A 26,299-nucleotide genomic window follows, 5' to 3' on the forward strand; every position below is an offset into this window, starting at 1 on the left:
TTACATGTTGACATGTAAGGAGGAACATATTTTGCGAGTTAAATATCATTTTCTGCCAAAGCAGCAAGTAACATTTTGCAAAATAAATGATTCTGGTGAAGAGGCACTGCAAACGATGAACAAAACGGGATTTCGAGCCATCCCGGTATTAGCAGAAGATGAGAAGAAATTCACGGGGATTATTTATAAAGTAGATTTATTAGAAAAAAAATGCAATAGCGGATTAGAGCATGTAAGTGCAGGAGATATACTTGACAATTCCAATGCATTTATTTTTGAAAAGGATTCCTTCTTCAGAGCCTTTTATGTGATTCGTCGGCTTCCGTTTTTAGCCGTGCTAAATGATTATAATGAATTTGTCGGTATGTTAACGCATTCGAATATATTTGATGTTATTGAAGATTCATTTGGTATGCGGACAGGTGGTTATATATTAACAATTGCAACACAAGATTGTAAAGGAACGATTAAAGAGCTTGGGACATTGTTAAAAGCATATAATATCGGTGGGTTGTTTACACTCGATAACGGTGATCAATATATCCGCCGCGTTATTGTAAATATATCAGATGAGTTAGATGAAACAAGATTAAAGCAATTAATCGGAAAAATAGAGAAAAAAGGATTCAGAGTGAGTCATGTAGATTATATTTAAGTTAAAAAGAAAAGTACCTATCTGTTATATATAGATAGGTACTTTTCTTTGTGAGTAATAAACTTTATTTTGAAACAGGAGGCGGGGATAATGCTAGATCAGATAAAAAAATAAAGTCTGCATGCTCACGAATTTTAGGGATAGAAGTTTCAATAACGCGTGATGTAATTTCACCTGGGGGGCCCACATGCCCGATAGCTACCATAATAGGTTTTTCTTGAATTTTTTTGATGAGTAATTGGGCTTGTTTTGAAATATGTCCTGCTGTATACACATCATCAAAAAATAGTTGGTTTTCAATAATAGGAACTCCTAATTCTTTTCCGATTTTTGGGACGACACTATTAGGATTAGTTTTACTATCTAAGTAAAATAAACCGTGTTTTTTACAAGCAGCAAGTATAAGGCGAACAATTCTTTCATCCGCTGTTACTTTTGACCCCATATGATTGTTCATTCCAATTGCATGCGGAACTTCTTGAATCGCTTGTTCAAGTCGGTTGTTTATTTCTTCATCGCTTAAATCGGTTGTAATTGCTTTCGGTCCAAGCCATTCTTTTTTACCTTTAATAGGTTCCATTGGCATATGTATAATAACTTCATGGCCTTTTTTATGGGCGGCTATTGCATCTTCTTTTGTGGAAGGAAGAAAAGGCATAACAGCAACAGTGAGCGGAATGGGAAGTGATAACATTTGATTAGTCCCCTTCATATTATTGCCGAAATCATCAATGACAATAGCAACTTTATTTGTATGAGCATTTGCTTGAATAGGAAATAAGAAGGACGGTAAAAACAAAACAATGATGAACAATGTAATCGTATATTTTCGCATATAAATATTTCCTTTCTATTGTTATCCCGCTATTTGTGGGTAGTAAGACTCCCACCTCAACATTGGGCTGGATAGGTGGGAGATTCACTGCCTATAAACGCACGATTGGTGAATGCTAATAATCAGTGGGGCTGAACAAAAAACACTGATTAAAGTTTCACTTTATCAATCATCATTATGTTTTGCTTTTTTATATAAATTAAACAAAAAATGTCGAAGAAAAGTAGGTGGAAAATTAAGAATCCCCGGTTTACGTAGAATTTGTAAAAAAAGAAGATGAAAAAAATGTCTATTATTGCGAATGTATTTACAAAGATAGAATAATTTGTAATAATTCTCAAAGTGAGGGTAAAGATTTGTAAATTACAGGGAGAAAATGTTAAAATTTCTGATTCTTCAAATTTGTATATGATTAAGTAGTTAAAAAGGTCAATGGAGAAGTGAAGTTGAGAGCATGGAAGTATAATAAGGGGGATATGGATGTTTACTGTAAAAAGGAAGTACACATTAGAAAAGCTTTCACGTGATATTCATATGAAACGTGAAGAAATGATTCAACTAGGATTAACAAGTGGGCTAAATAGTAGGGAGACAATTCAAGTTAGTCAAGAATTGGACAAGCTTATTTTACAATATCAGTGTTATAAAGAAAAACAAACACCGAAATGGTTTTCAATTATAAAAATACCAATTTTCCAAATCGGGTATGAAGGAAAATCAAATAATTTTTGGCGAATGCTTGTCGCTGGTTTTATGAAATAAGTATAATTACCCTTATAGGATAAGGATAATTATACTATGTGTAACGGAATTTCGATATGAACTGTCGTTCCTTCGTTTTCTGTACTGTCAATAAAAATATGCCCATTATACATCTCTACAATTCGTTTACATATGACAAGTCCAAGACCTGTTCCAGTATCTTTATTAGTAAAGAACGGATGAAAGAGGTGTTTTTGAATATGTTGCGGAATCCCTTTTCCAGTATCTGTAATCTGTAATTGTGCGTGTGTTTCATTGTTTTTTACTACAATGGTTAGTGTATCACTAGAAGTCATGGCCTCAATTGCATTTTTTGTAATGTTTAAAACCACTTGTTTCATATGGTCTTTCGAACAACGGATATGAACAGGATGGTCTGGCAAATGTAAATGGAATACAATGTTATGTAAATTCGCCTCAGATTGAATAATTAATGCTACCTCATTTAGAATTGTTCTTACGTCATATGTTTGTTCGATGATGGCGGTTGGCTTGCCGAGAATAAGAAATTCACTTACAATTTCATTGATTCGCTCTATTTCTTGTTCAATTACGGAAAAGTAGAACTGATCTTGTTCATCTTTATATTTCTCTTTTAATAGAGCGACGAGTCCTTTAATTCCAGTAAGAGGATTACGGATTTCGTGTGCTGTACTTGCTGCAAAAGTTCCAACTAATTCAATTTTCTGTAGTTCATTTTGTTGTCTTTCAAGTTTTGTTTGACGTTTTAACAACATATATTGAGCAAGTAAAAATAAAATAGACATTAAAAATAAAGTAGCGATACACTCTATTGCAACCCACTGGTATAAGTTTTTTTGATGAATAGGTAATGGTGAAACAGAGACCTTCCAATTTAATCTTTGGAGTGGAGTAGTAAGCATATTAGAATGCGTATCACTTGTGTCATTATTATCATCGGTTAGAAAAACTACATCATGTTTATCAGTTACCTCAAAATGGTATTGTGGTTTAATGGCATTTAAAGAAGATGAAATGTAATCAAAGCGTAAACTAGCTAATAATAATCCTGAGAGCTCCTTCTGTTTATTGAATATGGGGGCAGCAATCATAATAGCTTTATGTCCAAGAACGCGATCAGTAATGACTGATGATACAGTGGTTTTTTTAGTTTGTAGCACGTCTTGAATATATTTACGGTCTGAAACATCTACGGGCTTTGATTCATCTTCAGATGCGATTGTAATGACCCCTTTTGGTGTAGCGTAATATAGACCAGAAAAGCGTGCATCGTTTCCATCTGTATCATGTACAATTTGTTTAATGCCATTTATATTACCAGTCTCGGTGCCTACAACTTTTGCAAGCATGTCTAAAGCAGAAATTGCTTCACCAAGATGATGATCTAAATAATCTCTATATAAAAAGAGAACTGTATGAGCGGATAATTTGTTTTCCTGTTTCATTTTATATGTATGATACGAATAAAATGTAGCACCAATCCCTATTGTCGGTAGGATAACAAGCAATATATATATAATTATGCTTTGGAATTTGACTTTCAAATGTGGTACTCCTTCTTTTTTTATTATCATTATATATAAACTATGTTAAAATTGTCATGTTTTTATTCAAGAATGATTCTTAATATATTAGGGGAGAGGAAATGGATGAGTGAATGCTCATTCGGAATTCACATGAAGTATGAAGTGGCATTTTCTTTTTATTGCTGAGAATTTAAGTGAAGGGTTGAAAGTTGTATGACATCAAATAATGAACGAGAAGATATTTCTCAATCTTTAAAAGTATTTATTGCATTATCTCGTGTACATCGTTCTGTTATGGATACTACAAATAAATCTATACAAAGTAACGGGTTAAATCCAACGGAATTTGCTGTATTAGAACTGCTATATCATAAAGGCGGTCAACCACTCCAGCAAATTGGTGAGCGCATTTTAATAGCCAGTGGCAGCATTACATATGTTGTAGATAAGCTGGAGAAAAAGGGATTAGTAAAGAGAATCCCATGCCCGAATGACAGACGTGTTATTTACGCGCAATTAACTGAGTCTGGCGAGAACTTTATTGCTTCTATTTTTCCGGGGCATGAGAAAGTTATACATCAGTCTTTTGAAATGTTAACGAAAGATGAAAAAGATGAATTACTTGATCTATTAAAAAAAATTGGGAAGTATGAAAAATAATAATATTTTCCAAAGGAGCTTTGGATAAATAAATCCAAGGCTTTTTTATTTGCAATGAACTCAGGGTAGTAACTGCCGAATTTTGTTGAAAATTAAGAGGGAATTCGGGAATACGTATTGAATTATAGTAAAGGTATGTAATGGAGAGGAGGCTCGTTCATGTCATTTAAAGACTATGAATATAAACGCCCAAATATTGAAGAGTTAAAAGAGAAATTTACTGTTGCTTTAGAGAAGTTTGATAACGCAAAAACTGTAGAAGAACAAAAACAAGTCATTAATTCAATTAATGAAATTCGCAACGATTTTGGTACAATGGGAAACCTTTGTTACATTCGCCATTCTGTTGATACGACGGATACTTTTTATAAGGAGGAGCAGGATTTCTTTGATGAATTCTCTCCAGTTGTACAAGGATATGGTACAAAATATTATAAGGCACTCATTAATTCTCCATTTCGTGAAGAATTAGAGGCGTATTATGAAAAACAATTATTTGCTCTAGCAGAATGTGATTTAAAAACATATTCAGATGAAGTCGTGAAAGATTTACAATTAGAAAATAAATTATCGTCGCAATATACACAGTTATTAGCATCTGCAAAAATTGACTTTGCTGGAGAAGAAAGAACGTTATCGCAACTGATTCCGTTTATGCAAGGAAAAGAAAGAAGCGAACGTAAAGCAGCAAGTGAAGCATACTACGGATTTTTAGCTGGAAATGAGGAAGAACTAGATCGTATTTATGATGAGCTTGTTAAAGTGAGAACGAAAATCGCAAAATCTTTAGGTTTCAAAAACTTTGTTGAACTTGGATATGCAAGAATGTACCGTACAGATTATAATGCGGAGATGGTGGCTAATTACCGTCAGCAAGTGCTGGATTATATCGTTCCCGTTACAACGGAATTAAGAAAGCGACAACAAGCACGTATCGGTGTAGAGAAGTTAGCTTATTACGACGAAAACTTTGAGTTTGCTACAGGGAACCCAACTCCAAAAGGAGATGCGGATTGGATTGTTGATCATGGAAAGACGATGTATAAAGAGTTATCGGCTGAGACAGATGAATTTTTCAATTTCATGCTAGATAATGATTTATTAGATTTAGTTGCGAAAAAAGGAAAAGCTGGTGGCGGATATTGTACATATATTGAGAATTATAAAGCGCCATTTATTTTCTCAAACTTCAATGGAACATCTGGTGACATTGATGTATTAACACATGAAGCAGGTCATGCTTTCCAAGTATATGAAAGTCGTAAATTTGAAATTCCAGAATATAATTGGCCAACATATGAAGCGTGTGAAATCCACTCTATGAGTATGGAATTTTTTACATGGCCATGGATGAAGCTATTCTTTGAAGAAGATGCAGATAAATATTACTTCTCTCACTTAAGTTCAGCACTTCTGTTTTTACCTTATGGCGTATCAGTTGATGAATATCAACATTATGTATATGAAAATCCTGAAGCATCACCTGAAGAGCGTAAGACAGCATGGCGTAACATAGAGAAGAAATACTTACCGCATCGTGATTATGAGGATAATGATTATTTAGAGCGCGGTGGTTTTTGGCAACGTCAAGGGCATATTTATAGTTCACCTTTCTATTATATTGATTACACGCTTGCTCAAATTTGTGCGCTACAATTTTGGAAACGTGCAAGAGATAATAGACAAGAGGCGTGGGAAGATTATGTGAATCTGTGCCAACAAGGTGGAAGTAAATCGTTCTTAGAATTAGTAGAAGTTGCAAATTTAACATCACCATTTGCTGAAGGCTGTGTGAAAAGTGTTATTACAGAAATTGAAGCATGGTTACATGCGATTGACGACACAAAATTGTAAAAAACATGCGCTTTTTTTCACATGTTTAACATCGACATAATGGGAAAATGATGAGATAATAAAAGAAAATTCAGAATACTAAAGAGGTGTTTCTAATAAGGAGCACCTCTTTTCACCAACAAAAGGGGGGAACAAGTATGCTTCAATCTAATATGGATGTGAGTTTAGAAAGTTTAGTAAACTCATTACAGTCTACCCGAAGCACGCTATTATCAGAAATTGAAATGTTAAATGATACAGAAGTGAATGTAAAGCCACGCCGTGATAAATGGAGTATTACTCAAATTTTACACCACTTGCATTTAGTTGAACAATCTGTCACGTCTGCCCTTGTATATGCTTTACAAAAAAACGAAAGAAACATGACTCCATTTAAAGACCTCCAACTTACGCTTGATCGCACACATAAACGAGAAGCTCCTCAGCAAATGCAACCAACAGAAACTTTAATGAAAAAACAGCAAGGAATTCAATTACTAGAACATTCACGACAAGAACTATTACACGCGCTTCATAGTGTTATAGATGAAAAAGATCTATTTGAAAATGGATTAAAGCATCCTGTTTTTAATGATCTGAATTTGTATCAATGGGTTCAATTTCTTGATTTGCATGAACAAAGACATCTTACGCAGTTAAAAGAGGCGAAACATGCAATTTTGCAACGCTAAAGTGGAAGAAGTGGGAAACCACTTCTTTTTTGATATGTGCATAGTTTTCTTTCTTATTTTGGAATACTACATGGAGAAAGAAAAGAAGGAGTTGAAAAAATATGTCTAAGAAGAAGCGAGAAGAGGAGCGCGCCTGGAAAGCGCGTAAAGAAAATCAACAACCGCACGGAAAAGTGAAAGCTTTTGCTGAATTAGTTGAAGGAACAGAAAAAACGTGATGATTATTTCATCACGTTTTTTGTATGAGTGGAAAAGTTAATAAAAAGGTTGTACCGATTCCTTTTTCACTTATAATATCAATTTTTCCGTTCATAGCTTGAACAACACTGAATACGACCATCATTCCAAGTCCAGTGCCTTTTTCTTTCGTTGAATAGAAAGGCGAACCAAGACGTTTTACTTGTTCTGAATCCATACCGATTCCTGTATCTTTTATATATAACTGAATATGCTTATGATCAGGAACTAATGTGAAATAAAGATCACCGCCTTTTGGCATAGCCTCAATGCAATTTTTTAAAATATTTAATAAACATTGATTTAGTTTTTGTTTTTCTCCAGCGATAAAAAAAGAAGTGCTTTGCTTTATATAATGAGTACGTACATTTGTTAAATTAGCAAGCGGTGTAATTAACGACAATGCATGTAGTAATTCTTCTTCTAACTGTAATGTTTGTTCTTTTTCAATGCTTGGTTTGGCAAAAGTTAAATAATCTGTAAGAACATGATTTGCTTGTTCGATGCCGTTAATGGCAATGTCGATATATAATTTTCGTTCCTGCTCAGTGCATGTATCTGATTGTAACAGTTGTAAAAACCCTTTCGTTGAAGTTAATGGATTGCGAATTTCATGAGAGATAGACGCTGCCATTTCACCAATTAAATGAAACTTTTCAGCATTTATAAGTTCGTTTTGGAGACGAACTTGAGTTTGTAATATGTGTAGTAAATATAAAATTAGGATCGTACCAAGCATTGAACATAACTCATATACAATAATATGCGGTATATAATCAGTCTTATTTGTAACCTTTGAAAGAAAGAAAGGTATCCAACTAAATCCGTATGTGAGACTGTAGATAATAGCAAGTGTTATTTTTATACGATTAGAAGTTCGATTGAAAAATTTATATGTTAATAGTAGAACAATAAATAGAAGAACAGAACCGATAAGAGATGGGAAAACACCTACCCCACCTAATAGTAAGCGATATATGTTTAATACAACTAAGATAGAACCACCAGCAATAGGCCCTCCCGTTAATGTACCGACAATTAATACAATATGGCGCATATCAAATTGAAAACCATTATTTGTTTTTGCTGCAAATGTAATACAGAGTACGGTAGCGAGGCAACACAATACAATAAATATAGCTGAATTTAATTTAGGAGAGCGTTTCCCTTTTTGATTCCAAAATAAATGATATACGAGCATTGTAATAAGGATGAATAATATATTTAAAAAGAGATAAATAATAAAGGATTTCAGTGGGATGCCTCCTCTCTTCTTATATTAAATTAATCATACTATAAAATGAAAGAAATGAAATAATAAATAGCGGAAAAATCAGAAATTTTTACGCTAGTATACAATATGTTACAATAAGCTGTGTCAATGAAAGAAGAAATTCCGTGCACCGCGCGGGAGAGGTTCGCGAACTCCCTCTATAAAAAACTATGGAAACAACAATATCCTTAGGTATTGTTTTGTTTTTTTATTGTGACAGTTCAAGAACGTTCTTTCTTCTTATTTATAGTAGAGAAGGAGAATGAGTGAAATGAAAAAAGAAAAAGCAGTTGTTGTTTTTAGTGGAGGACAAGATAGTACAACATGTTTATTTTGGGCAATAGAGCAGTTTGCAGAGGTAGAAGCTGTAACTTTTAATTACAATCAACGTCATAAGCTAGAAATTGATTGTGCAGCGAAAATTGCAAAAGAGCTAGGAATAAAGCATACGGTACTAGATATGAGTCTATTAAATCAACTTGCTCCAAATGCGTTAACGAGAACGGATATGGAGATTACACATGAAGAAGGTGAATTGCCATCGACATTTGTAGATGGACGAAATTTACTCTTCTTATCATTTGCTGCTGTATTAGCAAAACAAGTTGGAGCACGTCATATTGTAACGGGTGTATGTGAAACTGATTTCAGTGGTTATCCAGATTGCCGTGATGTGTTTGTGAAATCGTTAAACGTTACTTTAAATTTATCCATGGATTACCCGTTTGTCATTCACACGCCACTTATGTGGATTGATAAAGCTGAAACATGGAAATTATCAGATGAACTTGGAGCATTTGAGTTTGTTCGAGAAAAAACATTAACATGTTATAACGGAATCATTGGTGATGGTTGCGGTGAATGTCCAGCGTGCCAACTTCGTAAAGCAGGATTAGATACGTACCTACAAGAACGCGAAGGAGCGAACAACTAATGGATAATTTCTTTGGATTTCGCATCGTAGAAAATTTGCAAAAAATGGACAAGGATATTCAGCGTAAACAGCTCAAATACCATAATAAAAGAGTAATGGTCAGCAAGGAATTTACATTTGATGCAGCACACCATTTACACTGTTATGAAGGGAAATGTAAAAACTTACATGGTCACACATATAAAGTTGTATTTGGAATTAGTGGATATGTAAATGAAATAGGACTTGCAATTGACTTTGGTGATATAAAAGAGATTTGGAAGAATGAAATCGAAATTTATTTAGATCATCGTTATTTAAACGAAACGTTACCTGCAATGAATACGACTGCTGAAAATATGGTCGTTTGGATTTATGAAAAGATGGCAGAGGCACTAACTAAAGAGAATCGAGTGAACGAATATAAAGGAGCTCGCGTAGAATTTGTTCGTCTATTTGAGACGCCGACTAGTTATGCGGAAGTAAGACGGGAGTGGATGCTCGATGAGTAAAATCCCTGTCTTAGAAATATTTGGTCCGACTATTCAAGGTGAAGGAATGGTTGTAGGGCAAAAGACAATGTTTATCCGTACGGCTGGTTGTGATTATAGCTGCGCTTGGTGTGATTCTGCTTTTACATGGGATGGATCAGCTAAAAATCAAATTAGACAGATGACAGCAGAAGATATTTGGGATGAGCTTGTTGCAATTGGAGGAGAAAAATTTTCTCATGTTACGATTTCAGGCGGGAATCCGGCATTGCTGAAAAATATTGAGTTTCTTCTTTCTATATTAAAAGAAAATGGAATGCGGACGGCAATTGAAACTCAAGGGAGTAAATGGCAAGATTGGTTACTTCAAATTGATGAAGTAACAATTTCTCCAAAACCACCAAGTTCGACGATGAAAACAGATTTTCAGAAGTTAGATGCTATTATTCAGAAACTAGCAGGAAAAGATATTAGTTTAAAAGTAGTAGTATTCGATGATTATGATTTTGAATATGCAGTTAAGATGCACGAACGTTATCCAGATGTACCATTTTTCTTGCAAGTAGGAAACGATGATACAAAAACAGTGGATGATGCAATGCTTATTAAAAAATTATTAGATAAGTATGAGTGGCTGATTGATAAAGCTGTAAATTGTAAAGAGATGAACGATGCAAAAGTATTGCCCCAGCTTCATGCGTTAGTATGGGGAAATAAACGCGGCGTATAATGAGAAGGGATGTTTAAAATGACAGGAAGATTAGATGAAGATTTAAAAGATGTAACATTACTAGGAAATCAAAATACAAAATATTTATTTGAATATAGCCCAGAAATATTAGAGGTATTTGATAATAATCATCCAAACCGTGATTATTTTGTAAAATTCAATTGTCCTGAATTTACAAGTTTATGTCCGAAAACAGGACAACCAGATTTTGCAACAATTTATATTAGCTATATTCCAGAGCAAAAAATGGTAGAGAGTAAATCTTTAAAGTTGTATTTATTTAGTTTCCGCAATCATGGTGATTTCCACGAAGATTGCATGAACGTTATTATGAACGATTTAATTAAATTAATGGATCCACGTTACATTGAGGTATGGGGGAAATTTACACCACGTGGTGGCATTTCAATTGATCCATACTGCAACTACGGTCGCCCGGGGACGAAGTATGAACAAATGGCTGACTACCGCATGATGAACCACGATCTATATCCGGAAACAATTGATAATCGTTAATAGAAAGAAAGGGCCTGTATACTATACAGGCCCTTTCTTTCTATTATATTATGCATTTTGATTAATGACAGTATAGTTTTTATGACTTACAACTGTAAGAGGTTCCATATCTAGTTCTCTAAAATTCTTCATAATTGTTATATCAACAATAACAGAGTTTTGATTTACTTTTTGAACACGGCCTTGCATTCCACCTTTAAATTCGATGATATCTCCAGTTTCTGCGATCTGCATAAGCAACTCTCCTTGTTACAGTTTTCCCAAAAAAGAATAAATTTGGGTTTTTTTATTTCCTCCTATTTTGAACCATATTTCCTACTTTGTAAATGTTTCCAAAGTAAAAATTCGAAAAAAATTCACTTTTTGTAAGAAAATATGTAGAAAATCCATGTTATTTGAAAAAATAGCAAAAATGCGGAAATCTTTATATCGAGGTATAATGAAAAAGTAGAATAACCTGCTGAAGTGGGAGAAATTAGAGGCGGTAAAATGATTTTTGAATTTGTGGGGAGTGTTATAGCTTTAATTTTATTTTTATTTTCTTATATGCATTTAAAAAAGATTCGTCAATATGATACGAATACATATTTTGATGGGATGGATGGTACCCATGCTTCGATAACACATGATAGTGGTGGGGAGATGTAAAGGTATATAACTTTCTTTTCTTGCATGGTATGATATTTAGAACTAGTGCATAATAGAGTTCGTAAGTGATGAATGGAGAGTGAAAAGAATGAAGATTTCTTTTATTCGTCATGGTTGTTTAGGTCGTATAAGAGAACCGATGACAATTAATTCATTTCACGAATGGATGAAACAGTATGATTCCGAATCAATGATACAAAAAGCTAAAATGCCGATAGAAACAATAGAGGCAATTGAAGCAGCGAAATTTGTCTTAACAAGTGATCAAAGGCGTGCTGTACAATCAGCAGCTGAATTGACAGATTCTTTATCTTTTATGCAAAATTCTCTTTTTAGAGAAGCTGAAGTTCCTTCATGCTTTTTTGCTCCGAAGTGGTTGAAATGCACAATTAAGGTATGGATGTTCATTGGACGAACATTATGGATACTTGGCTACCATAAAGATGTTGAGTCTTATAAGGAAGTAAGAGAGAGGGCAAGGCAAGCGGCTTACCTGTTACATCGTTATGCTCTCGTACATGGAAGTATTGCTCTTGTAGGTCATAAGTATTTTAATTCGATGATTGGAACGGAGCTGAGGGCAATGGGATGGTCTGGTTCTCCTATTTTGCATAGAAAGCCATGGGGATGTACAACATATACGTTTCACGAGGCGATGGATGGAAATATATTAAATACGAATTTAACATAAAAGCACACGATTTATATAAATCGTGTGCTTTCTTTTTAAGATATAGAAATTTTGACGTTTAATGTTTTTACGAGATGAGCATAAGGTTCGCCTACTAGCATAACAATTTCATCTTTTTTATAACCTAACTTTTCGTATAGTGAATAGGCGCGTGTGTTTTCTAAATTAACAAGTAAAGCGATTTTTTCATGCCCTTTTTCAGTTGCATAGATTTCGGCAGCTTCAATTAATTTAGAACCTATACCTTTTCCGCCGTGTGCACTTGAAACTGATAATGTATCAATGTAATACTCATCAAGCTCAGCTTCTTTTTCTAACGTAATTGATTCATCTTTATGTAATTCTCTTAAGTGATGTACAATTGGTGCGTCAAGCTGTGTTGCTTCACTACCGTGATAAGCGACAATAATTCCAACTGCACTCTCGTCTTGTTCATAGACAAAACAGTTTTCGTAGCTCAGACGGTTATTTTCTTTTGAGAACCATGTCTCAAGTCCTAGTAATACTTCTGCTTTAACTGTGCTACCTGTGATTTTTTCAGCAATTTCATGCAGAGCATTATACAATAAAGGAGCTATTGCCAGTGCATCTGTCTTTTTTGCTTTCCGAATCATAGTATCCCTCCTAGTTCTATTTGTATATTGTAGCATAGTGGTATGGAACTTTGCATAATTGAATGCCGAAATGTTTGATATAGAGAAGTAGCTATGTTAGTATATGATATTTAGTGGACATATAGTAAAACGATATTGTTTGCGAAATAACGAAAATAAAATCATGGCATAACAACGAGATAAAATGAAACGTTAATCAGTAAGACTTTTGTTCATTCCACGACTGATTAGTAGCCAACACCAATCGGACCGCCTGCAAATAGCGGGATAATTTTACAGTTGTTGACCTATAGAATATACGATAAAATAAAATATTGCAGAGAGGTGAAATACATGGATAAAGAATTAGCAAATACAATTTTAGATCAGCTGAAAAATGGTGAAATAACGGAGTATGTTGTTACGAAAGATGTATTTTATACGTTCAGAGAAGTTGTTGTAAATAGAGAAGACTTTAAGCATTTCATTGGTAACGCACAACGAGGCGGGCAAGTGATTTATACATATTCAGAAACGCCACGTTCATAAAGGGGAATTTTGATCAGCAGGGCATCCCTCACTGATTAGTAGCCGACACCAATCGAACGTTTAATGCGGGATAAATAAAAGATAAAGGAGAGGGGAATTATGGGCGATTTTAAACAAGGCATTTTACCACATTGGGATTATATGTGGAAAGATAGAGCCGGCAATAGATTTATGGGAATGGTTATGTATCCAGAGAAACGAAAATGTTCAGCAAAAATGCTTCAGAAAATAAAAAGAGCATATGAAGAAGCGATAGAAATTAAAGTAACTGTACAAGTTCAACATACATATCAGTACGTAGAAGGAATGATTGTATACTTTGATGAAGAGGCTCCTGTATGTACAATGCTTGATAAAGATGAAAATCCACATCACATATTTGTAAAAGATATTTTGCGTATTGAGCACTCTGAATAAACTTTTCATAAATAAATTGAAGTTCCATAATAATAATCTTTTTCTATAATAGTTATCTTTTAGTATGTAACGAAAAACGAAAGTATATGTATAATATATTTAATAAGGTAAATTTGATAAATGTAATCGTTTTTTAGAGCAGATTATAGTTTCATATCTGTTCTTTTTTGCGTGATGCTGGAGAAATATATTTCTTCAGCATCTACCGTTTTATGACAAAATATATTGTTAACTTTTTTAAAAATAAGATTAAATTCGTTGACAACTTTTTTGAAAAGCACTTTATTGACATGAGTTTTAGAATGTTGTTTCATAGTCATTGTATTGAAAAAAAACGGCTATCATGTCGAAAAGTAAAAGTTAAAAAAAGAAAGAATTTATACATATATCTTGTGTCTTATTTTGAAACGTAATACAATATATAGAGAAATCAAGAACAACATATAGAGAATATAGATTTGAGAGGGAGGGTCGGAAATGTTAGTTGCATATGATTCTATGACAGGAAACGTGAAGCGTTTCATTCACAAATTAAATATGCCGGCCGTTCAAATTGATGAAGATCTAGTAATAGATGAAGACTTTATTCTTATTACGTATACAACAGGTTTTGGCAATGTACCAGAACGTGTTTTAGACTTTTTAGAGCGCAATAATGAAAAATTAAAAGGCGTATCTGCAAGCGGCAATCGTAACTGGGGAGACATGTTCGGTGCAAGTGCTGACAAGATTTCTACTAAATATGAAGTGCCTATTGTATCAAAATTTGAGTTATCTGGAACAAATAACGATGTAGAATATTTTAAGGAAAGGGTGCGGGAGATTGCGACACATTGAACTGAATAATGAAATCACGCAAATGCAGGACGGTTTTTATCAGCTTCATAAAGATAAAGAGGCATTAGAAGTCTTTATGGAAGAAGCTAGAGAGAATACCGTTCCTTTTAATAGCGTGGCAGAGCGAATGGAGTATATGAAAGAACATGATTACTATTACAACGTTCTGGACGAGTATAGCTTGGAGGAAGTAGAGGGAGTATATAACATCGCTTATGGTGAAAACTTCGAGTTCCAATCTTATATGGCAGCATCTAAGTTCTACAAAGATTATGCGTTAAAAACGAATGATCAAAAACAATACTTAGAAAGCTATGAAGATCGTGTAGCAATTGTGTCATTATACTTAGGACGCGGTGATGTTTCGAAGGCAAAACAATTCGCAAGCATGATTGTAAAACAAAACTACCAACCAGCGACACCAACCTTTTTAAATGCGGGAAGAAGCAGAAGAGGAGAAATGGTGTCTTGTTTCTTGTTAGAGATGGACGATAGCTTAAATTCAATTGGCTTTAACATTAATACTGCGATGCAATTATCGAAAATCGGCGGGGGAGTAGCCTTAAACTTATCTAAGCTACGCGCACGTGGTGAGCAAATTAAAGGTATCGACAACGCTGCAAGTGGTGTAGTGCCTGTTATGAAATTGCTTGAAGATTCGTTTTCATATGCGAATCAGCTTGGCCAACGAAAAGGTGCCGGCGCAGTATATTTAAACATTTTCCATTGGGATATTATTGAATTCCTTGATACAAAAAAAATAAATGCCGATGAGAAGAGCCGTATTCAGTCTCTATCAATCGGAATTATCGTTCCAAGTAAGTTCTTTGAGCTTGCTGAGAAAAACGAACCTTTCCATGTTTTCGCGCCTTATACGGTTTATAAAGAATATGGCAAGCATTTAGATGATATTGACATTGATGAAATGTACGATGAATTAATGAGCAATCCGAAAGTGAAGAAGAAGCCACTAGATATTAGTGCACGTGATATGCTTATTAAAATCGCTATGATTCAGCTTGAGTCTGGTTACCCATACTTAATGTTTAAATCAAATGCAAATAATCAACATCCATTGAAGGATATTGGAACTGTGAAGATGTCGAACTTATGTACAGAAATCTTCCAGCTTCAAGAAACTTCAGAAATAAATGATTACGGTACAGATGACATTATCCGTCGTGATATTAACTGTAACTTAGGATCGTTAAATATCGTAAACGTAATGGAAAATAAAGAAATTCGTGAAGCAGTTCATGCGGGAATGGAAGCTTTAACAGCTGTTTCTGATATGACGATTATTCCGAATGCACCAACTGTGAAAAAAGCAAATGACGAGCTTCATTCAGTTGGACTTGGAGCAATGAACTTACACGGATATTTAGCAAAAAATAAAATCGCTTATGAAAGTGCAGAAGCGAAAGAATTCGCTCGTACATTCTTTATGATGTTAAATTACTATTCTATTGAGAAAAGTATGGAAATCGCTACAGAAAAAGGCGAGACATTTAAAGACTTCGATAAATCTGATTATGCGAATGGCACATACTTCGAAAAGTATGAAACGACAGATTACAGCCCAGTAACTGAAAAAGTTCAGCAACTATTTGAAGGAATTCATATTCCGACAAAAGAAGATTGGACAAGTTTAAAAGAGCAAGTGCAAAAGAATGGTTTATACAACTCATATCGTCTTGCCATTGCTCCAACACAATCAATCAGTTACGTTCAAAATGCAACTTCAAGCGTAATGCCGATCGTAAGTCAAATCGAATCAAGAACATATGCGAACGCGACAACATATTATCCAATGCCGTATTTATCAAAAGATACGTTCTGGTACTATAAATCTTCTTACGATATGAATCAGTTTAAATTAATTGATTTAATCGCAGAAATTCAAGAACATATTGATCAAGGAATTAGTACAATTCTTTACGTTAATAGTGATATTTCAACACGTGAATTAGCACGTTACTACATCTATGCACATAAAAAAGGCTTAAAGAGTCTGTATTATACGAGAACACGTAAATTAAGCGTGGAAGAGTGTGTGGCTTGTACCGTTTAATATAAAAAGTGAGACATGATGAGCAGGGTTTTCTGAACCCTGCTCATGCTTAGTTATCATATTTAGAGAAGGGGCGATTTAATGCGTGCGGTAAACTGGAACAAAAAAGAAGATGATTTTAGTTTAATGTTTTGGAAGCAAAACATCGCTCAGTTTTGGACAGAAGAAGAAATTGCGGTTTCGTCTGACAAAAATACTTGGGTGCAATTATCGAAAGAAGAGCAAATTGCTTATAAGCGTGTATTAGGTGGTTTAACACTTTTAGATACGAAACAAGGTGGCGAAGGAATGCCACTTGTACTTGTTCATCTTGAAAATTTACAAGCTAAAAGTGTATTAGCTTTCATGGGAGCTATGGAAGAAGTACATGCGAAGAGTTACAGTCATATCTTTACAACGTTAGCTACTGAAGAAGAAATTGATGATATTTTTGACTGGGTAGACAATCATCCATTACTTGAGAAAAAGGCCGGTATTATTACTGGTTACTATCGTCGTTTGTTAAAGCCTGAGGTAACGAAAAAAGAGCTATATATGGCAATGGTAGCAAGTGTGTTCTTAGAAAGTTATTTATTCTATAGTGGATTCTTCTATCCGCTTTACTTAGCTGGTCAAGGAAAACTAACAGCAAGTGGTGAGATTATTAACTTGATAATTCGTGATGAGTCAATTCACGGCGTATTCGTCGGTATTTTAGCACAACAAATCTTCGCAGAACTTTCTGCAGAAGAGCAACAAGAAGTGCAAAAAGAAACACAAGAGTTATTAATGGAACTATATGAAATTGAAATGGCCTATACAGAAGAAATTTACACTTCTATCGGTCTTGTAGAAGATGTAAATCGTTTCGTTCGTTACAATGCGAATAAAGGGCTTATGAACTTAGGACTTGAGCCGAAGTTTGAAGAAGAAGAAATTAACCCAATCGTTTTAAATGGTTTACGTACAGATACGAAAAACCATGATTTCTTCTCTGTAAAAGGAAATGGTTACGTAAAAGCAACGAACGTTGAAAAGTTAGCTGACGATGACTTCGTGTTTAACTTTTAATATAGGATTATAAAGAAAAGCTGTCTTATTCATTGATAAGACAGCTTTTCTTTATAATTTTGTTTACATAACACTATTATTTCTATATAGCGATTTATGTTTGGGAAGTTCTATTCGGTTAACGGATAGAACTTTTTGTAATTAAATGGGTATTTACAAACTTTTTGTATCAGTGTATTATTTAACTAGTACACCAATACAAAAGGAGGGAAGAAATGAAAATAGAGTTTTCTCCAAATATACCAATTTACATTCAGGTAATGGAATACATAAAAAAAGAGATCGTAACAGGACAGTTATTGCCTGGTGATAAAATTCCCTCTGTCCGTGAATTAGCGAGTGAATTACAAGTGAATCCAAATACGATTCAGCGTACATTTCAAGAGCTAGAACGGGATGAAGTTGTTGTAACACGTAGAGGAATGGGACGGTATGTAACGAATGAAGGGGAGAAAATAATGGAGCTGCGAAAAGAGATGGCGAAAGAATTACTTCATTCTTTTATAGATGGAATGGACAATTTAGGTTTTTCAGAAGAAGAAATTCTTACAATTCTTCGTTCTTCATTGCATGATAAGAGGGAGGAGAGCCAATGACAGAGCTATTAAAAATAGAAAACTTATGGAAGAGATACGGATTAAAAGCAGTGATCCGTGAATTAAACATAGAGATTACGGAAGGGAAAATCGTTGGGCTTGTTGGAGATAACGGGAGCGGGAAAACGACGTTATTGAAAATGATTGCAGGCTTGCAACACCCTTCTGAAGGCAGTATCACAATAGACGGTAAAAAGGTAGGATTACAGACGAAAGAAATCGTTTCATTTATGTCCGATAAGCCAATCTTTGATGATTGGATGACTGTAAAAGACGCTTTATTTTTCTACCGGGATTTTTATAAAGACTTCGATATTCAAAAAGCGGTAGATACGATAGCGGAATTTAAAATACCGCTAGAAGAAAAAATTACAGCATTGTCAAAAGGTATGGTTGAGAAGCTGCAGATTATTTTAACGTTTTCTCGAAAAGCGAAGCTATATGTACTGGATGAGCCATTGGGCGGGATAGATCCTCTTTCTAGAGAACATGTATTGGATCTAATTCTACAGTTCTATAGGGAAGATTGTACGATATTAATTTCCACTCACTTAATAAATGAAATTGAAAATATTTTTGATGAAGTGATCTTTTTAAAAGATGGAGAAATGGTTCTATATGAAAATGTAGAAGAAATTCGTTTTCAGAGAGGAAAAGCAGTTCATGAATTGTTTAAGGAGGTGTTTAGTAAGTGAAGTCAGTACTTTCCTATTTATGGAATGTAAATAAGAAAAGATATATTGTTACTTTCTTATTCTTTGTGCTAATTGAAGCTGTGTTATTTTCACAAATGATTGTAAGAAAAAGTGATGCGGCTATCAGTAGACAAGAGGGTATATTTGGAATCATTATGATTATATTTTTCTTTTATATTGTTTATATGTTTATACAAACAATGAAATCATATTCACGCTTACTAACTAATCCAATGTTACGACTTACAGCAATATCTGGGAAACAATATGTAATTTCTATGCTTATTTTCTCATTTATCGCAATGGCTATATGGTATGGGATATGTGGAATTCTTTTCTACGTAAGTTATGTATTAGCTTTTCCTACGACTTCTGTATATGTAGAAGCAAAAGAGATTATGCAAGTAGGCATAATTAATAATTTAATATATACGATAAGCGATTTATTTGAGTTTTTGTTTAGTGTTTTACAAATCATATTGGTAATTACTCTAGTAAAGTTACTTACGAAAAAGAAAAAGGCGCAAAATATACTAATCGTTATTATTTTCCTAGTAATAAATATAGCGATTACTTTAGCGACAACCTTGCTAGGAAAATTAGCTCCAGCTTTCCAAGTATTACGAAAAGTAGAATATCATAGTGAAAGCAAGAGTCTGTTTATTAATATGTTTCAAGAAAATGGATTTAACATTTTTAATATAAGTTTCATGGTAATGGTTAGTGCTCTAATAATATATGTAATTGCTTATATTATCGATAAAAAACTAGAAGTCTAAAGGAGGAATCAGCATTGGGAAACGTAGTAGTAAAGTTAGAGAATGTTCGAAAAAGGATTGGTGGAACGGAAATTATTCATGGTTTATCATTTGAGGTTCGTGAAGGAGAAGTATACGGATTCCTTGGACCGAACGGTAGCGGTAAGACGACGACGATCCGTATGATGACAGGTCTTATTTCAATGACAGAGGGCGATATTACAATTTGTGGACATAGTATTCGCTCGGAGCGTGAAAAGGCACTAGAGCAAATTGGAGCGATTGTAGAAAATCCTGAACTATATGATTATATGACAGGAATGCAAAACTTAAAGCATTTTGCGAACATGGCTATTAAACCAATTAGTAAAGAGCGCATTGCTGAGATTGTAAAGCTTGTTGAATTAGAGCATGCAATTCATAAAAAGGTGAAAACATATTCACTTGGTATGAAACAACGTTTAGGAATTGCACAGGCATTACTTCATCAGCCGAAAATCTTAATTTTAGATGAGCCGACAAATGGATTAGATCCAGCTGGTATTCGCCAAATTCGTGATTATTTACAACGTTTAGCGAAAGAAGAGAATATTGCTGTAATCGTATCAAGTCACTTATTGAGTGAAATTGAATTAATGTGTGATCGCGTCGTTATTATTAAACAAGGTGAGTTTGTACAAGAGTACAACTTACATGAAAAAGTGAAGCATGATGAGGCAGTCGTTGTAGCGTTTGAAGTAGATGAAGTTCAGAAAGCGAATGAAATTATTAAAGGTAAAGCGAAAGGGAATGTAATTGTAGCATCTTTAACAAAAGACAACATTCCACAAATTGTAAAAAAACTTGTTCATGCTGATGTGCTTGTATACGGAGTTACTGTTCAAAATAAAACGTTAGAGGATGAGTTCTTAGCGATTACTGGGGGAGTGAAAGCGTAATGTTTAAATTAATTCAAAATGAATTTTTAAAGTTGCATGCGAAAAAAGGTATGTATATTTTAATTGGTGTCATTGCGGCACTCGAAATTTTAGGTACTTTAGCAATGTTGAAGTGGGGAAAAGGTGATGAGTTTAAGGGATCATATTTAGATTATGCAAACTCAGAGATTGGCTTAATTGTTTTATTTACAACGATTTTTGGGATCACACTTGCTGCCCGTACTCTTACTGATGAGTTCCAAAAAGGTACAATTAAACAATTGTTAATCCGTCCAAGAAAAAGACTTGCAGTTTTATTTTCTAAATATATTACAGTGTTATTAGCAATGTTATTTATCGTATTAGCTGGTATGCTAATTGCAATGATTATTGGCGGTATTGTAATGGATGGTAGTAAAACAGAATTAACGTTAGGAATCGTAATGAAGTCCACTTTATATCAACTACTTTCACCGTTCTTTTTTGCAACACTTGCATTTTTCCTAGCAAATGTCTTTAGAAAGTCTGTATTACCATTAATTATTACGATGTTCCTATTCTTCTTACAAGGTGCAATTAACATGGTATTAATAATGTTTGCAAAAGGTGTAGCGAAGTTTGTAGTATTCAACCATTTGGATTTAAGAGCTTACGATAGTAATAAATTAATCAATGGTGGAATGGAACCAACATTTACAGAATTTACGTTTACAACTTCATTATTACTTGTAGCTGCATACTTTGTTGTGTTACTTGTAGCATCAAGTGCATTATTCCAAAAACGTGACGTATTATAATAAAAGAAATCCCCGCTTGTAAAAACGGGGATTTTTATTACATAAATTTCACTTGGATTGCAACTTGAAGAACAGCGATATGGTATTTTAAGAGCTATGCTGTTTGAAATGATTTGAGAAAAATAGGAAGGATTTCAACTATATTCATATTATAATTTAGTTATCCTGCTATTTATAGGGAAAGGATTGCCTATAAAGTACTGATTAAAGTTTTATTTTTACTATCTTTGGGGGTGTTCTATATGCACTATGCATTTTCACGTATAAGGCTACGTAGCTTTTTTGGATGGATGATTATAGGGGTGTTCCTTATAATGATACCATTAGGTCTAGCAAATGTTTCTGAGAATACGATGGAGGTTATTTCACAAATAACTGTATTTTTTGTATTTCCGTTACTTTGGCTATACGTAAAAACAAATAAAAATAATGTTGTATTTAACAGTTTTTTTGATAAGCCAGGACGTTTATCTTGGGGATTAATTGTATTAGCAACGATAATGGGGATGATTTTTTCAGTTGGCATATCTCAGATTCAATTTTACATATTAGCACATACGTTACCGAATTTCTTAGTTACTATGCTAGAAGACGGAAATGTTATTAATACGAGTAACGTATATATGACGATATTTACTTTCATTTCAGCATGTGTGTTAGCACCTATTATGGAAGAGGTTATTTTTAGGGGATTTTTCTTACAGCGAATGGCTCATAAATGGGGAATTAAAAAAGCTGTAATTATATCTTCAATTATTTTTGGCCTAGGACATTTTGATGTTATTGGTGCGTTCATGTTTGGTGTCGTTATGTGTCTTTTATACATAAAGACAAAAAATATATGGACGAATATAGCTGTGCACGCTCTAAATAATTTGATTGCAACAAGTATGCAATTTTTCGGTGGAGAAGAAAGTGGTACAATCTCAATTACTGAATTACAAGCGCAAAGTAATTTATGGATTGGTATCGGTCTTACAGTTGTTGGATTACTATGGTTAATTCCGTATGTTTGGAAACAATGGCGTATAGTAAACGAAGTTGGCGTGCCACCAGTACGTTTTATAAATGAGCAAAAAGTAGAGAGTCCATCACATGAAAATGAAGTGTATAGTCAAGTGATCGTAACCGATAGATTGATGGCCATAGAGTTACCAGATGAGGTTGTAAATAAGCTTCGGTTAGAAGAAAGTGATTATGTAACAGTATCAGTAGAAGAAGATAAAATCGTTATAAAGAAAGCACATAATAGATAATTAAAAAGTAGCTCTTAGGAGCTACTTTTTAATTTGTAATAATTTCTACACGAAAATTATTACCGTTCTTTACATATTTAATATCTGTAACAGTGCGGACCGTCTTTAAAATCTCCACTTTTTCACCAATTCGCGGGATGGTTGGAACATTATCCCAAATACCAAGCAAGTCATCTAATTGTGCCGTTTTTTCATAAAACCAGATTTTCAATGTGAAGCCCCTTTCTCGAACTTTATGTATTTTAATACATAATATATTATTTTTATTCTTATTGTAAGGGGTTTTTTTATATTTTATGAATAAAAATAAATTAATCTTCTGGAAAGATATGTTCAATATCAGGAGTAAGAGATACTTCTGATAATACGATATGAGAAACTGTCGTTGCATATGAAGAAACATCATTGATAAATTCTTCAAGTTCAACGAGTGAAGGAACAGAAATTTTTACAATGTAGCATAAGCTTCCTGTTACTCGGTAACAAAAACTTGCAGATGGATAAGACTGAATAAACTGTTGCATACGTGTTGTATCACCATTTTTTAAAGTGATTTCTAAAATACAATCTAAAACTAGTCCTGCTTTTTTATAGTCGATATCGATTGTATATTTTTGAATAACGCCTTCACTTTCAAGTTTACGAACACGTTCTGCAGTAGACGGAGCAGATAAGTTTACTCGTTTCGCCAATTCACGCATAGAAAGGCGACTATCATTATATAATTCATTTAAAATTTTTCGATCAACACGGTCTAGTTGCATTTGTAAATATACCTCCAGTAAAATAATGATTTTTGTAAAGGGAAAATATAAATTAAGATTCATATGAAATGTAAAGTGAACGTTATTTATTTTACAATAAAACAGAAGGAAATAGGAGGGGAAATGATGGAGAGAATTTCATTATCAAATGTAGGAGATACAAAGTTTCAAAAGTTATTAGGGCATAATTCGGATATATTACATTCGTGGAGTACGTTAGAGGATACACTGTACAATAAAGGAATTCTTTCAGCAGAGTTGAAGGAGCAAGTGAGAAGAACACTAGCGTATGGGAATGAATGTCCGTACTGTATGGCAAAGGGAAGACCTGATGATGTGCAAAAGGCAGAGGAGATTGGTGTAGCCGTTACTTTTGCGCATACATTTGTTCATGACCGAAAAGCGATAGATGATACTATGTTTCACGCATTAAAACAATATTGGACAGAAAAAGAAATTGTAGAGCTTTGCGTCTATGTTTGCTTTATTACTGCGTCACAACAACTTGGTTTTCTATTTCAATTACAGCCAAATTAAGGAGGAAATGATGACAAATCAAATAGCACTTATCATAATCGATGTACAAAAGGCATTTCAATTACAAGATTGGGGCGAGAGAAATAATATTTTTGCTGAAGAAAACATGAGAATTTTGTTAGCAGAATGGAGGAAAAGGAAACGACCAGTTTTTCATATTCAACATGTAAATAAAGAAGATGCTCGGTCAATGTTTTATGAGAGAGGGAAAACGGTAAACTTTAAAGAAGAAGTGCAACCACTACCTGGTGAAGTGGTTATTCAGAAATTCGTTAACAGCGCGTTCATTGGGACGAATTTAGAAGAGCAATTAAGAGAGGACAAATGTAATGCAGTAGTAGTTGTAGGATTAACGACAAATCATTGCGTGGAAACTACGACACGAATGGCAGGGAATTTAGGATTTACAACGTATTTAGTGAGTGATGCAACGGCTACTTTTAACCGTAAAGGTTTAGATGGTAAAGAGTATAGTGCAGAAGATATTCACAATATGACACTTGTAAATTTACATGAAGAGTTTGCTACGATTGTGACGACAAAAGAAGCATTAAAATTATTTTGAAAAAATAATTGCGAATTATGTAGAAAAAAATAAGAATATTTCGTATAATCTAAGTACAATCATTTTGAAATAGGGGTGGCATCATATGGAGCAAATTTCAGTAAAGAAATTAGAAGAGGTACTTGTTGTAGCAGGGGATGATAAACAGAAGCAAAAGGAATTTTATGAATTGCTCTTATCTACTGAGTTTTATGTTGCTGGTTCACTAGAAGCAGAGGACGGGGCAACAGAAGGAATACTTCGTTTGCGTCATTTCCAAGGAGAAGGTAGATGGATCGTTCCGTTCTTTACACAAATGGAATTTGTAAAAGATGTGTTGCCAGAAGGAACGCCCCTTATTACGATACGTGGGAAAGAGTTATTTGGTAGCATTGAGAAAGATGCTACAGCTGTATTAAATGTTGGCACTGATATAAGTAAAACATTTATTCCAGAAGAAATTGCAGATATCGCATCTGGACGAATTTTTAATTATTATAAGTAAAAGGAAAAGCGTAATCGCTTTTCCTTTTTAATTTGAACATGGAGTGGCTATACCAGAAGAAATAGAGACTGTTTTATTATTTGTGTTTATTGTCGCTGTAGCTCCAAGTGGAATACCGATGTTTGGACTTATATGTCCAATTGGTAAACCGAATAGGACAGGTATATGATATGGTGCGAAATATTCATATAATATTGTTTGCAATGATTGAGATGGCTTTGAAGGAGTGCAGTCGTGACAACTTGTGAAAATAACGCCCTTGCATTCATTAAACTTTCCAGATAAAAGTAGCTGATTTAACATACGGTCAATGCGGTACGGTTCTTCACCAATGTCTTCAAGTAATAAAAGTGTATTGTCCGTATTTATCTCGTAGGGCGAGCCAATTATACTCGTTAACACAGCTAAATTTCCTCCAACTAATGTACCTGTAACTGTACTGTGAGAGCTAGGTACGATACATTCTGATGCAGATAAAATGGTTGAATACGGATGAAATAGCTGATTGAAAGAGGATAAAGATAGGGAATCAATACCTTTTCCTAGTTCTTCAATCATCGGACCATGAAATGTTATAAGCTTTGCATAACGTGAAACAGCAGTATGTAAAGCTGTAATATCGCTATATCCCCAAAAGATTTTAGGGTTTTGCCGAATGATTTCATATTGAATGTGAGGGAGGAGACGAGCACTTCCGTAACCACCTCGTGCACAGAAAACGGCCTTTACTTCATTATTTGTAAATGCTTCATGTATATCGTCAAGCCGAACTTGATCACTTCCGGCTAAAAATCCATATTTCTCGTAAACGCTCTTCCCGATTATTACGGATAACCCCATCTTTTGTAATACATTCACACCTTTTAATACATTTTCGATTGTAGGTGGACCAGATGGTGCAATGATCATTACTGTATCACCTTGTTTTAATGCATTTGGATAAATCATTAAGCTCAGCCTCCTTCTCTT

Annotated in this window: 34 protein-coding genes and 1 riboswitch; of the genes, 26 read left to right on the plus strand and 8 right to left on the minus strand. The window is 34.1% G+C overall.

The window, feature by feature from the left end:
- Window positions 1–31 precede the first annotated feature (31 nt).
- Window positions 32–655: a cyclic di-AMP binding protein CbpA gene (gene cbpA / locus DOS87_RS06890; RefSeq protein ID WP_001264213.1), complete on the plus strand. Its 624-nt coding sequence runs from the start codon at window positions 32–34 to the stop codon at window positions 653–655.
- 64 nt (window positions 656–719) lie between these two features.
- Here cbpA and DOS87_RS06895 read toward each other — a convergent pair whose 3' ends face one another.
- A complete protein-coding gene (locus DOS87_RS06895; protein WP_001234134.1) occupies window positions 720–1,490 on the minus strand; it encodes a divergent polysaccharide deacetylase family protein in 771 nt (256 codons plus the stop codon).
- 480 nt (window positions 1,491–1,970) lie between these two features.
- On the opposite strand from DOS87_RS06895, the gene DOS87_RS06900 reads away from it, so the two are divergent.
- Window positions 1,971–2,252 (plus strand): aspartyl-phosphate phosphatase Spo0E family protein, encoded by a 282-nt coding sequence (locus tag DOS87_RS06900; RefSeq protein ID WP_000495536.1) that lies wholly within the window; start codon window positions 1,971–1,973, stop codon window positions 2,250–2,252.
- Window positions 2,253–2,281: 29 nt separating this feature from the next.
- Here the strand turns inward: DOS87_RS06900 and DOS87_RS06905 are convergent, their stop codons facing one another.
- Window positions 2,282–3,778 (minus strand): DUF3149 domain-containing protein, encoded by a 1,497-nt coding sequence (locus tag DOS87_RS06905; RefSeq protein ID WP_000865060.1) that lies wholly within the window; start codon window positions 3,776–3,778, stop codon window positions 2,282–2,284.
- Window positions 3,779–3,973: 195 nt separating this feature from the next.
- Between DOS87_RS06905 and DOS87_RS06910 the strand changes: the two genes are divergently transcribed.
- The 4 genes from DOS87_RS06910 (at window position 3,974) to DOS87_RS29870 (ending at window position 7,163) form a co-directional block, all read left to right on the plus strand.
- A complete protein-coding gene (locus tag DOS87_RS06910) occupies window positions 3,974–4,420 on the plus strand; it encodes a MarR family winged helix-turn-helix transcriptional regulator (RefSeq protein WP_000203336.1) in 447 nt (148 codons plus the stop codon).
- Between the two features lie 159 nt (window positions 4,421–4,579).
- Window positions 4,580–6,274: a M3 family oligoendopeptidase gene (locus DOS87_RS06915; RefSeq protein WP_000008588.1), complete on the plus strand. Its 1,695-nt coding sequence runs from the start codon at window positions 4,580–4,582 to the stop codon at window positions 6,272–6,274.
- A 137-nt stretch (window positions 6,275–6,411) separates the two neighbouring features.
- On the plus strand, window positions 6,412–6,945 hold the full coding sequence (locus DOS87_RS06920) for a DinB family protein (RefSeq protein WP_000941975.1): 534 nt from the start codon (window positions 6,412–6,414) through the stop codon (window positions 6,943–6,945).
- Between the two features lie 101 nt (window positions 6,946–7,046).
- Window positions 7,047–7,163, plus strand: a complete 117-nt coding sequence (locus DOS87_RS29870; protein WP_000038355.1) for a DUF6254 family protein — start codon at window positions 7,047–7,049, stop codon at window positions 7,161–7,163.
- Between the two features lie 11 nt (window positions 7,164–7,174).
- Here DOS87_RS29870 and kinB read toward each other — a convergent pair whose 3' ends face one another.
- On the minus strand, window positions 7,175–8,383 hold the full coding sequence (kinB, locus tag DOS87_RS06925; protein ID WP_002083096.1) for a sporulation sensor histidine kinase KinB: 1,209 nt from the start codon (window positions 8,381–8,383) through the stop codon (window positions 7,175–7,177).
- Window positions 8,384–8,589: 206 nt separating this feature from the next.
- Window positions 8,590–8,633, plus strand: a riboswitch (PreQ1 riboswitch).
- A gap of 93 nt (window positions 8,634–8,726) precedes the next feature.
- On the opposite strand from kinB, the gene queC reads away from it, so the two are divergent.
- From queC to queF, 4 genes are read left to right on the plus strand one after another with little or no spacing between them, the layout of a single operon-like run.
- A complete protein-coding gene (queC, locus tag DOS87_RS06930; RefSeq protein ID WP_000711598.1) occupies window positions 8,727–9,389 on the plus strand; it encodes a 7-cyano-7-deazaguanine synthase QueC in 663 nt (220 codons plus the stop codon).
- On the plus strand, window positions 9,389–9,880 hold the full coding sequence (queD, locus tag DOS87_RS06935) for a 6-carboxytetrahydropterin synthase QueD (RefSeq protein WP_000368414.1): 492 nt from the start codon (window positions 9,389–9,391) through the stop codon (window positions 9,878–9,880). The genes queC and queD overlap by 1 nt, the downstream gene beginning before the upstream one ends.
- Window positions 9,873–10,589, plus strand: a complete 717-nt coding sequence (gene queE / locus DOS87_RS06940; RefSeq protein ID WP_086402379.1) for a 7-carboxy-7-deazaguanine synthase QueE — start codon at window positions 9,873–9,875, stop codon at window positions 10,587–10,589. The genes queD and queE overlap by 8 nt, the downstream gene beginning before the upstream one ends.
- A gap of 18 nt (window positions 10,590–10,607) precedes the next feature.
- On the plus strand, window positions 10,608–11,105 hold the full coding sequence (gene queF / locus DOS87_RS06945) for a preQ(1) synthase (protein WP_001986050.1): 498 nt from the start codon (window positions 10,608–10,610) through the stop codon (window positions 11,103–11,105).
- A 48-nt stretch (window positions 11,106–11,153) separates the two neighbouring features.
- On the opposite strand, the gene DOS87_RS06950 is transcribed toward queF, so the two are convergent.
- On the minus strand, window positions 11,154–11,339 hold the full coding sequence (locus DOS87_RS06950; protein ID WP_001165082.1) for a YkvS family protein: 186 nt from the start codon (window positions 11,337–11,339) through the stop codon (window positions 11,154–11,156).
- A 255-nt stretch (window positions 11,340–11,594) separates the two neighbouring features.
- Between DOS87_RS06950 and DOS87_RS06955 the strand changes: the two genes are divergently transcribed.
- Together DOS87_RS06955 and DOS87_RS06960 are read left to right on the plus strand one after the other, a co-directional pair.
- Window positions 11,595–11,753: a hypothetical protein gene (locus DOS87_RS06955; protein WP_063675133.1), complete on the plus strand. Its 159-nt coding sequence runs from the start codon at window positions 11,595–11,597 to the stop codon at window positions 11,751–11,753.
- Between the two features lie 88 nt (window positions 11,754–11,841).
- Window positions 11,842–12,444 carry a phosphoglycerate mutase gene (locus tag DOS87_RS06960; RefSeq protein WP_000703092.1) on the plus strand — a complete coding sequence of 201 codons (603 nt, stop codon included), beginning with the start codon at window positions 11,842–11,844 and terminating at the stop codon, window positions 12,442–12,444.
- A 35-nt stretch (window positions 12,445–12,479) separates the two neighbouring features.
- On the opposite strand, the gene DOS87_RS06965 is transcribed toward DOS87_RS06960, so the two are convergent.
- The gene (locus DOS87_RS06965) at window positions 12,480–13,058 is read right to left on the minus strand and encodes a GNAT family N-acetyltransferase (RefSeq protein ID WP_000619541.1); all 579 of its coding nucleotides are present in this window, start codon (window positions 13,056–13,058) and stop codon (window positions 12,480–12,482) included.
- 333 nt (window positions 13,059–13,391) lie between these two features.
- On the opposite strand from DOS87_RS06965, the gene DOS87_RS06970 reads away from it, so the two are divergent.
- The 11 genes from DOS87_RS06970 (at window position 13,392) to DOS87_RS07020 (ending at window position 22,980) form a co-directional block, all read left to right on the plus strand.
- Window positions 13,392–13,586 (plus strand): hypothetical protein, encoded by a 195-nt coding sequence (locus tag DOS87_RS06970; RefSeq protein WP_000356686.1) that lies wholly within the window; start codon window positions 13,392–13,394, stop codon window positions 13,584–13,586.
- Between the two features lie 99 nt (window positions 13,587–13,685).
- A complete protein-coding gene (locus DOS87_RS06975) occupies window positions 13,686–14,003 on the plus strand; it encodes a hypothetical protein (RefSeq protein ID WP_000502199.1) in 318 nt (105 codons plus the stop codon).
- A gap of 477 nt (window positions 14,004–14,480) precedes the next feature.
- On the plus strand, window positions 14,481–14,840 hold the full coding sequence (gene nrdI, locus DOS87_RS06980; protein WP_000959447.1) for a class Ib ribonucleoside-diphosphate reductase assembly flavoprotein NrdI: 360 nt from the start codon (window positions 14,481–14,483) through the stop codon (window positions 14,838–14,840).
- The gene (nrdE, locus tag DOS87_RS06985) at window positions 14,827–16,911 is read left to right on the plus strand and encodes a class 1b ribonucleoside-diphosphate reductase subunit alpha (protein WP_001215843.1); all 2,085 of its coding nucleotides are present in this window, start codon (window positions 14,827–14,829) and stop codon (window positions 16,909–16,911) included. The genes nrdI and nrdE overlap by 14 nt, the downstream gene beginning before the upstream one ends.
- Window positions 16,912–16,992: 81 nt before the next feature.
- Complete coding sequence (nrdF, locus tag DOS87_RS06990) at window positions 16,993–17,961, plus strand: class 1b ribonucleoside-diphosphate reductase subunit beta (protein ID WP_001203025.1); 969 nt, start codon at window positions 16,993–16,995, stop codon at window positions 17,959–17,961.
- 215 nt (window positions 17,962–18,176) lie between these two features.
- Entirely contained in the window at window positions 18,177–18,557 is a 381-nt protein-coding gene (locus tag DOS87_RS06995) for a GntR family transcriptional regulator (RefSeq protein ID WP_098578000.1), read from the plus strand.
- On the plus strand, window positions 18,554–19,252 hold the full coding sequence (locus DOS87_RS07000; RefSeq protein WP_000137741.1) for an ABC transporter ATP-binding protein: 699 nt from the start codon (window positions 18,554–18,556) through the stop codon (window positions 19,250–19,252). The genes DOS87_RS06995 and DOS87_RS07000 overlap by 4 nt, the downstream gene beginning before the upstream one ends.
- A complete protein-coding gene (locus DOS87_RS07005; RefSeq protein ID WP_097891273.1) occupies window positions 19,249–20,031 on the plus strand; it encodes an ABC transporter permease in 783 nt (260 codons plus the stop codon). Before DOS87_RS07000 ends, DOS87_RS07005 begins: the two co-directional genes overlap by 4 nt.
- Window positions 20,032–20,045: 14 nt before the next feature.
- Window positions 20,046–20,948, plus strand: a complete 903-nt coding sequence (locus DOS87_RS07010; protein ID WP_098578001.1) for an ABC transporter ATP-binding protein — start codon at window positions 20,046–20,048, stop codon at window positions 20,946–20,948.
- Complete coding sequence (locus DOS87_RS07015; protein WP_000475427.1) at window positions 20,948–21,724, plus strand: ABC transporter permease; 777 nt, start codon at window positions 20,948–20,950, stop codon at window positions 21,722–21,724. The genes DOS87_RS07010 and DOS87_RS07015 overlap by 1 nt, the downstream gene beginning before the upstream one ends.
- 242 nt (window positions 21,725–21,966) lie before the next feature.
- Window positions 21,967–22,980 (plus strand): CPBP family intramembrane glutamic endopeptidase, encoded by a 1,014-nt coding sequence (locus DOS87_RS07020; RefSeq protein WP_074789358.1) that lies wholly within the window; start codon window positions 21,967–21,969, stop codon window positions 22,978–22,980.
- A 28-nt stretch (window positions 22,981–23,008) separates the two neighbouring features.
- Here the strand turns inward: DOS87_RS07020 and DOS87_RS07025 are convergent, their stop codons facing one another.
- Both DOS87_RS07025 and DOS87_RS07030 read right to left on the minus strand, forming a co-directional pair.
- Window positions 23,009–23,191, minus strand: coding sequence for a DUF3913 family protein (locus DOS87_RS07025; protein WP_000707107.1), 183 nt, complete (start codon window positions 23,189–23,191; stop codon window positions 23,009–23,011).
- A gap of 100 nt (window positions 23,192–23,291) precedes the next feature.
- Window positions 23,292–23,744, minus strand: coding sequence for an Lrp/AsnC family transcriptional regulator (locus DOS87_RS07030; protein WP_001175498.1), 453 nt, complete (start codon window positions 23,742–23,744; stop codon window positions 23,292–23,294).
- 123 nt (window positions 23,745–23,867) lie between these two features.
- Here DOS87_RS07030 and DOS87_RS07035 point away from each other — a divergent pair, with 123 nt between their 5' ends.
- From DOS87_RS07035 to DOS87_RS07045, 3 genes are all read left to right on the plus strand, one after another.
- Window positions 23,868–24,281 carry a carboxymuconolactone decarboxylase family protein gene (locus DOS87_RS07035; RefSeq protein ID WP_074789356.1) on the plus strand — a complete coding sequence of 138 codons (414 nt, stop codon included), beginning with the start codon at window positions 23,868–23,870 and terminating at the stop codon, window positions 24,279–24,281.
- Between the two features lie 10 nt (window positions 24,282–24,291).
- Window positions 24,292–24,846 (plus strand): cysteine hydrolase family protein, encoded by a 555-nt coding sequence (locus DOS87_RS07040; RefSeq protein ID WP_016077945.1) that lies wholly within the window; start codon window positions 24,292–24,294, stop codon window positions 24,844–24,846.
- 85 nt (window positions 24,847–24,931) lie between these two features.
- Window positions 24,932–25,330, plus strand: coding sequence for an SseB family protein (locus DOS87_RS07045; protein WP_000435265.1), 399 nt, complete (start codon window positions 24,932–24,934; stop codon window positions 25,328–25,330).
- A gap of 27 nt (window positions 25,331–25,357) precedes the next feature.
- Here DOS87_RS07045 and DOS87_RS07050 read toward each other — a convergent pair whose 3' ends face one another.
- Window positions 25,358–26,278 (minus strand): S66 peptidase family protein, encoded by a 921-nt coding sequence (locus tag DOS87_RS07050; protein WP_016077944.1) that lies wholly within the window; start codon window positions 26,276–26,278, stop codon window positions 25,358–25,360.
- Between the last annotated feature and the right edge of the window lie 21 nt (window positions 26,279–26,299).

The sequence above is a fragment of the Bacillus sp. CR71 genome, assembly GCF_003429245.1.
Lineage (GTDB): Bacteria > Bacillota > Bacilli > Bacillales > Bacillaceae_G > Bacillus_A > Bacillus_A thuringiensis_S.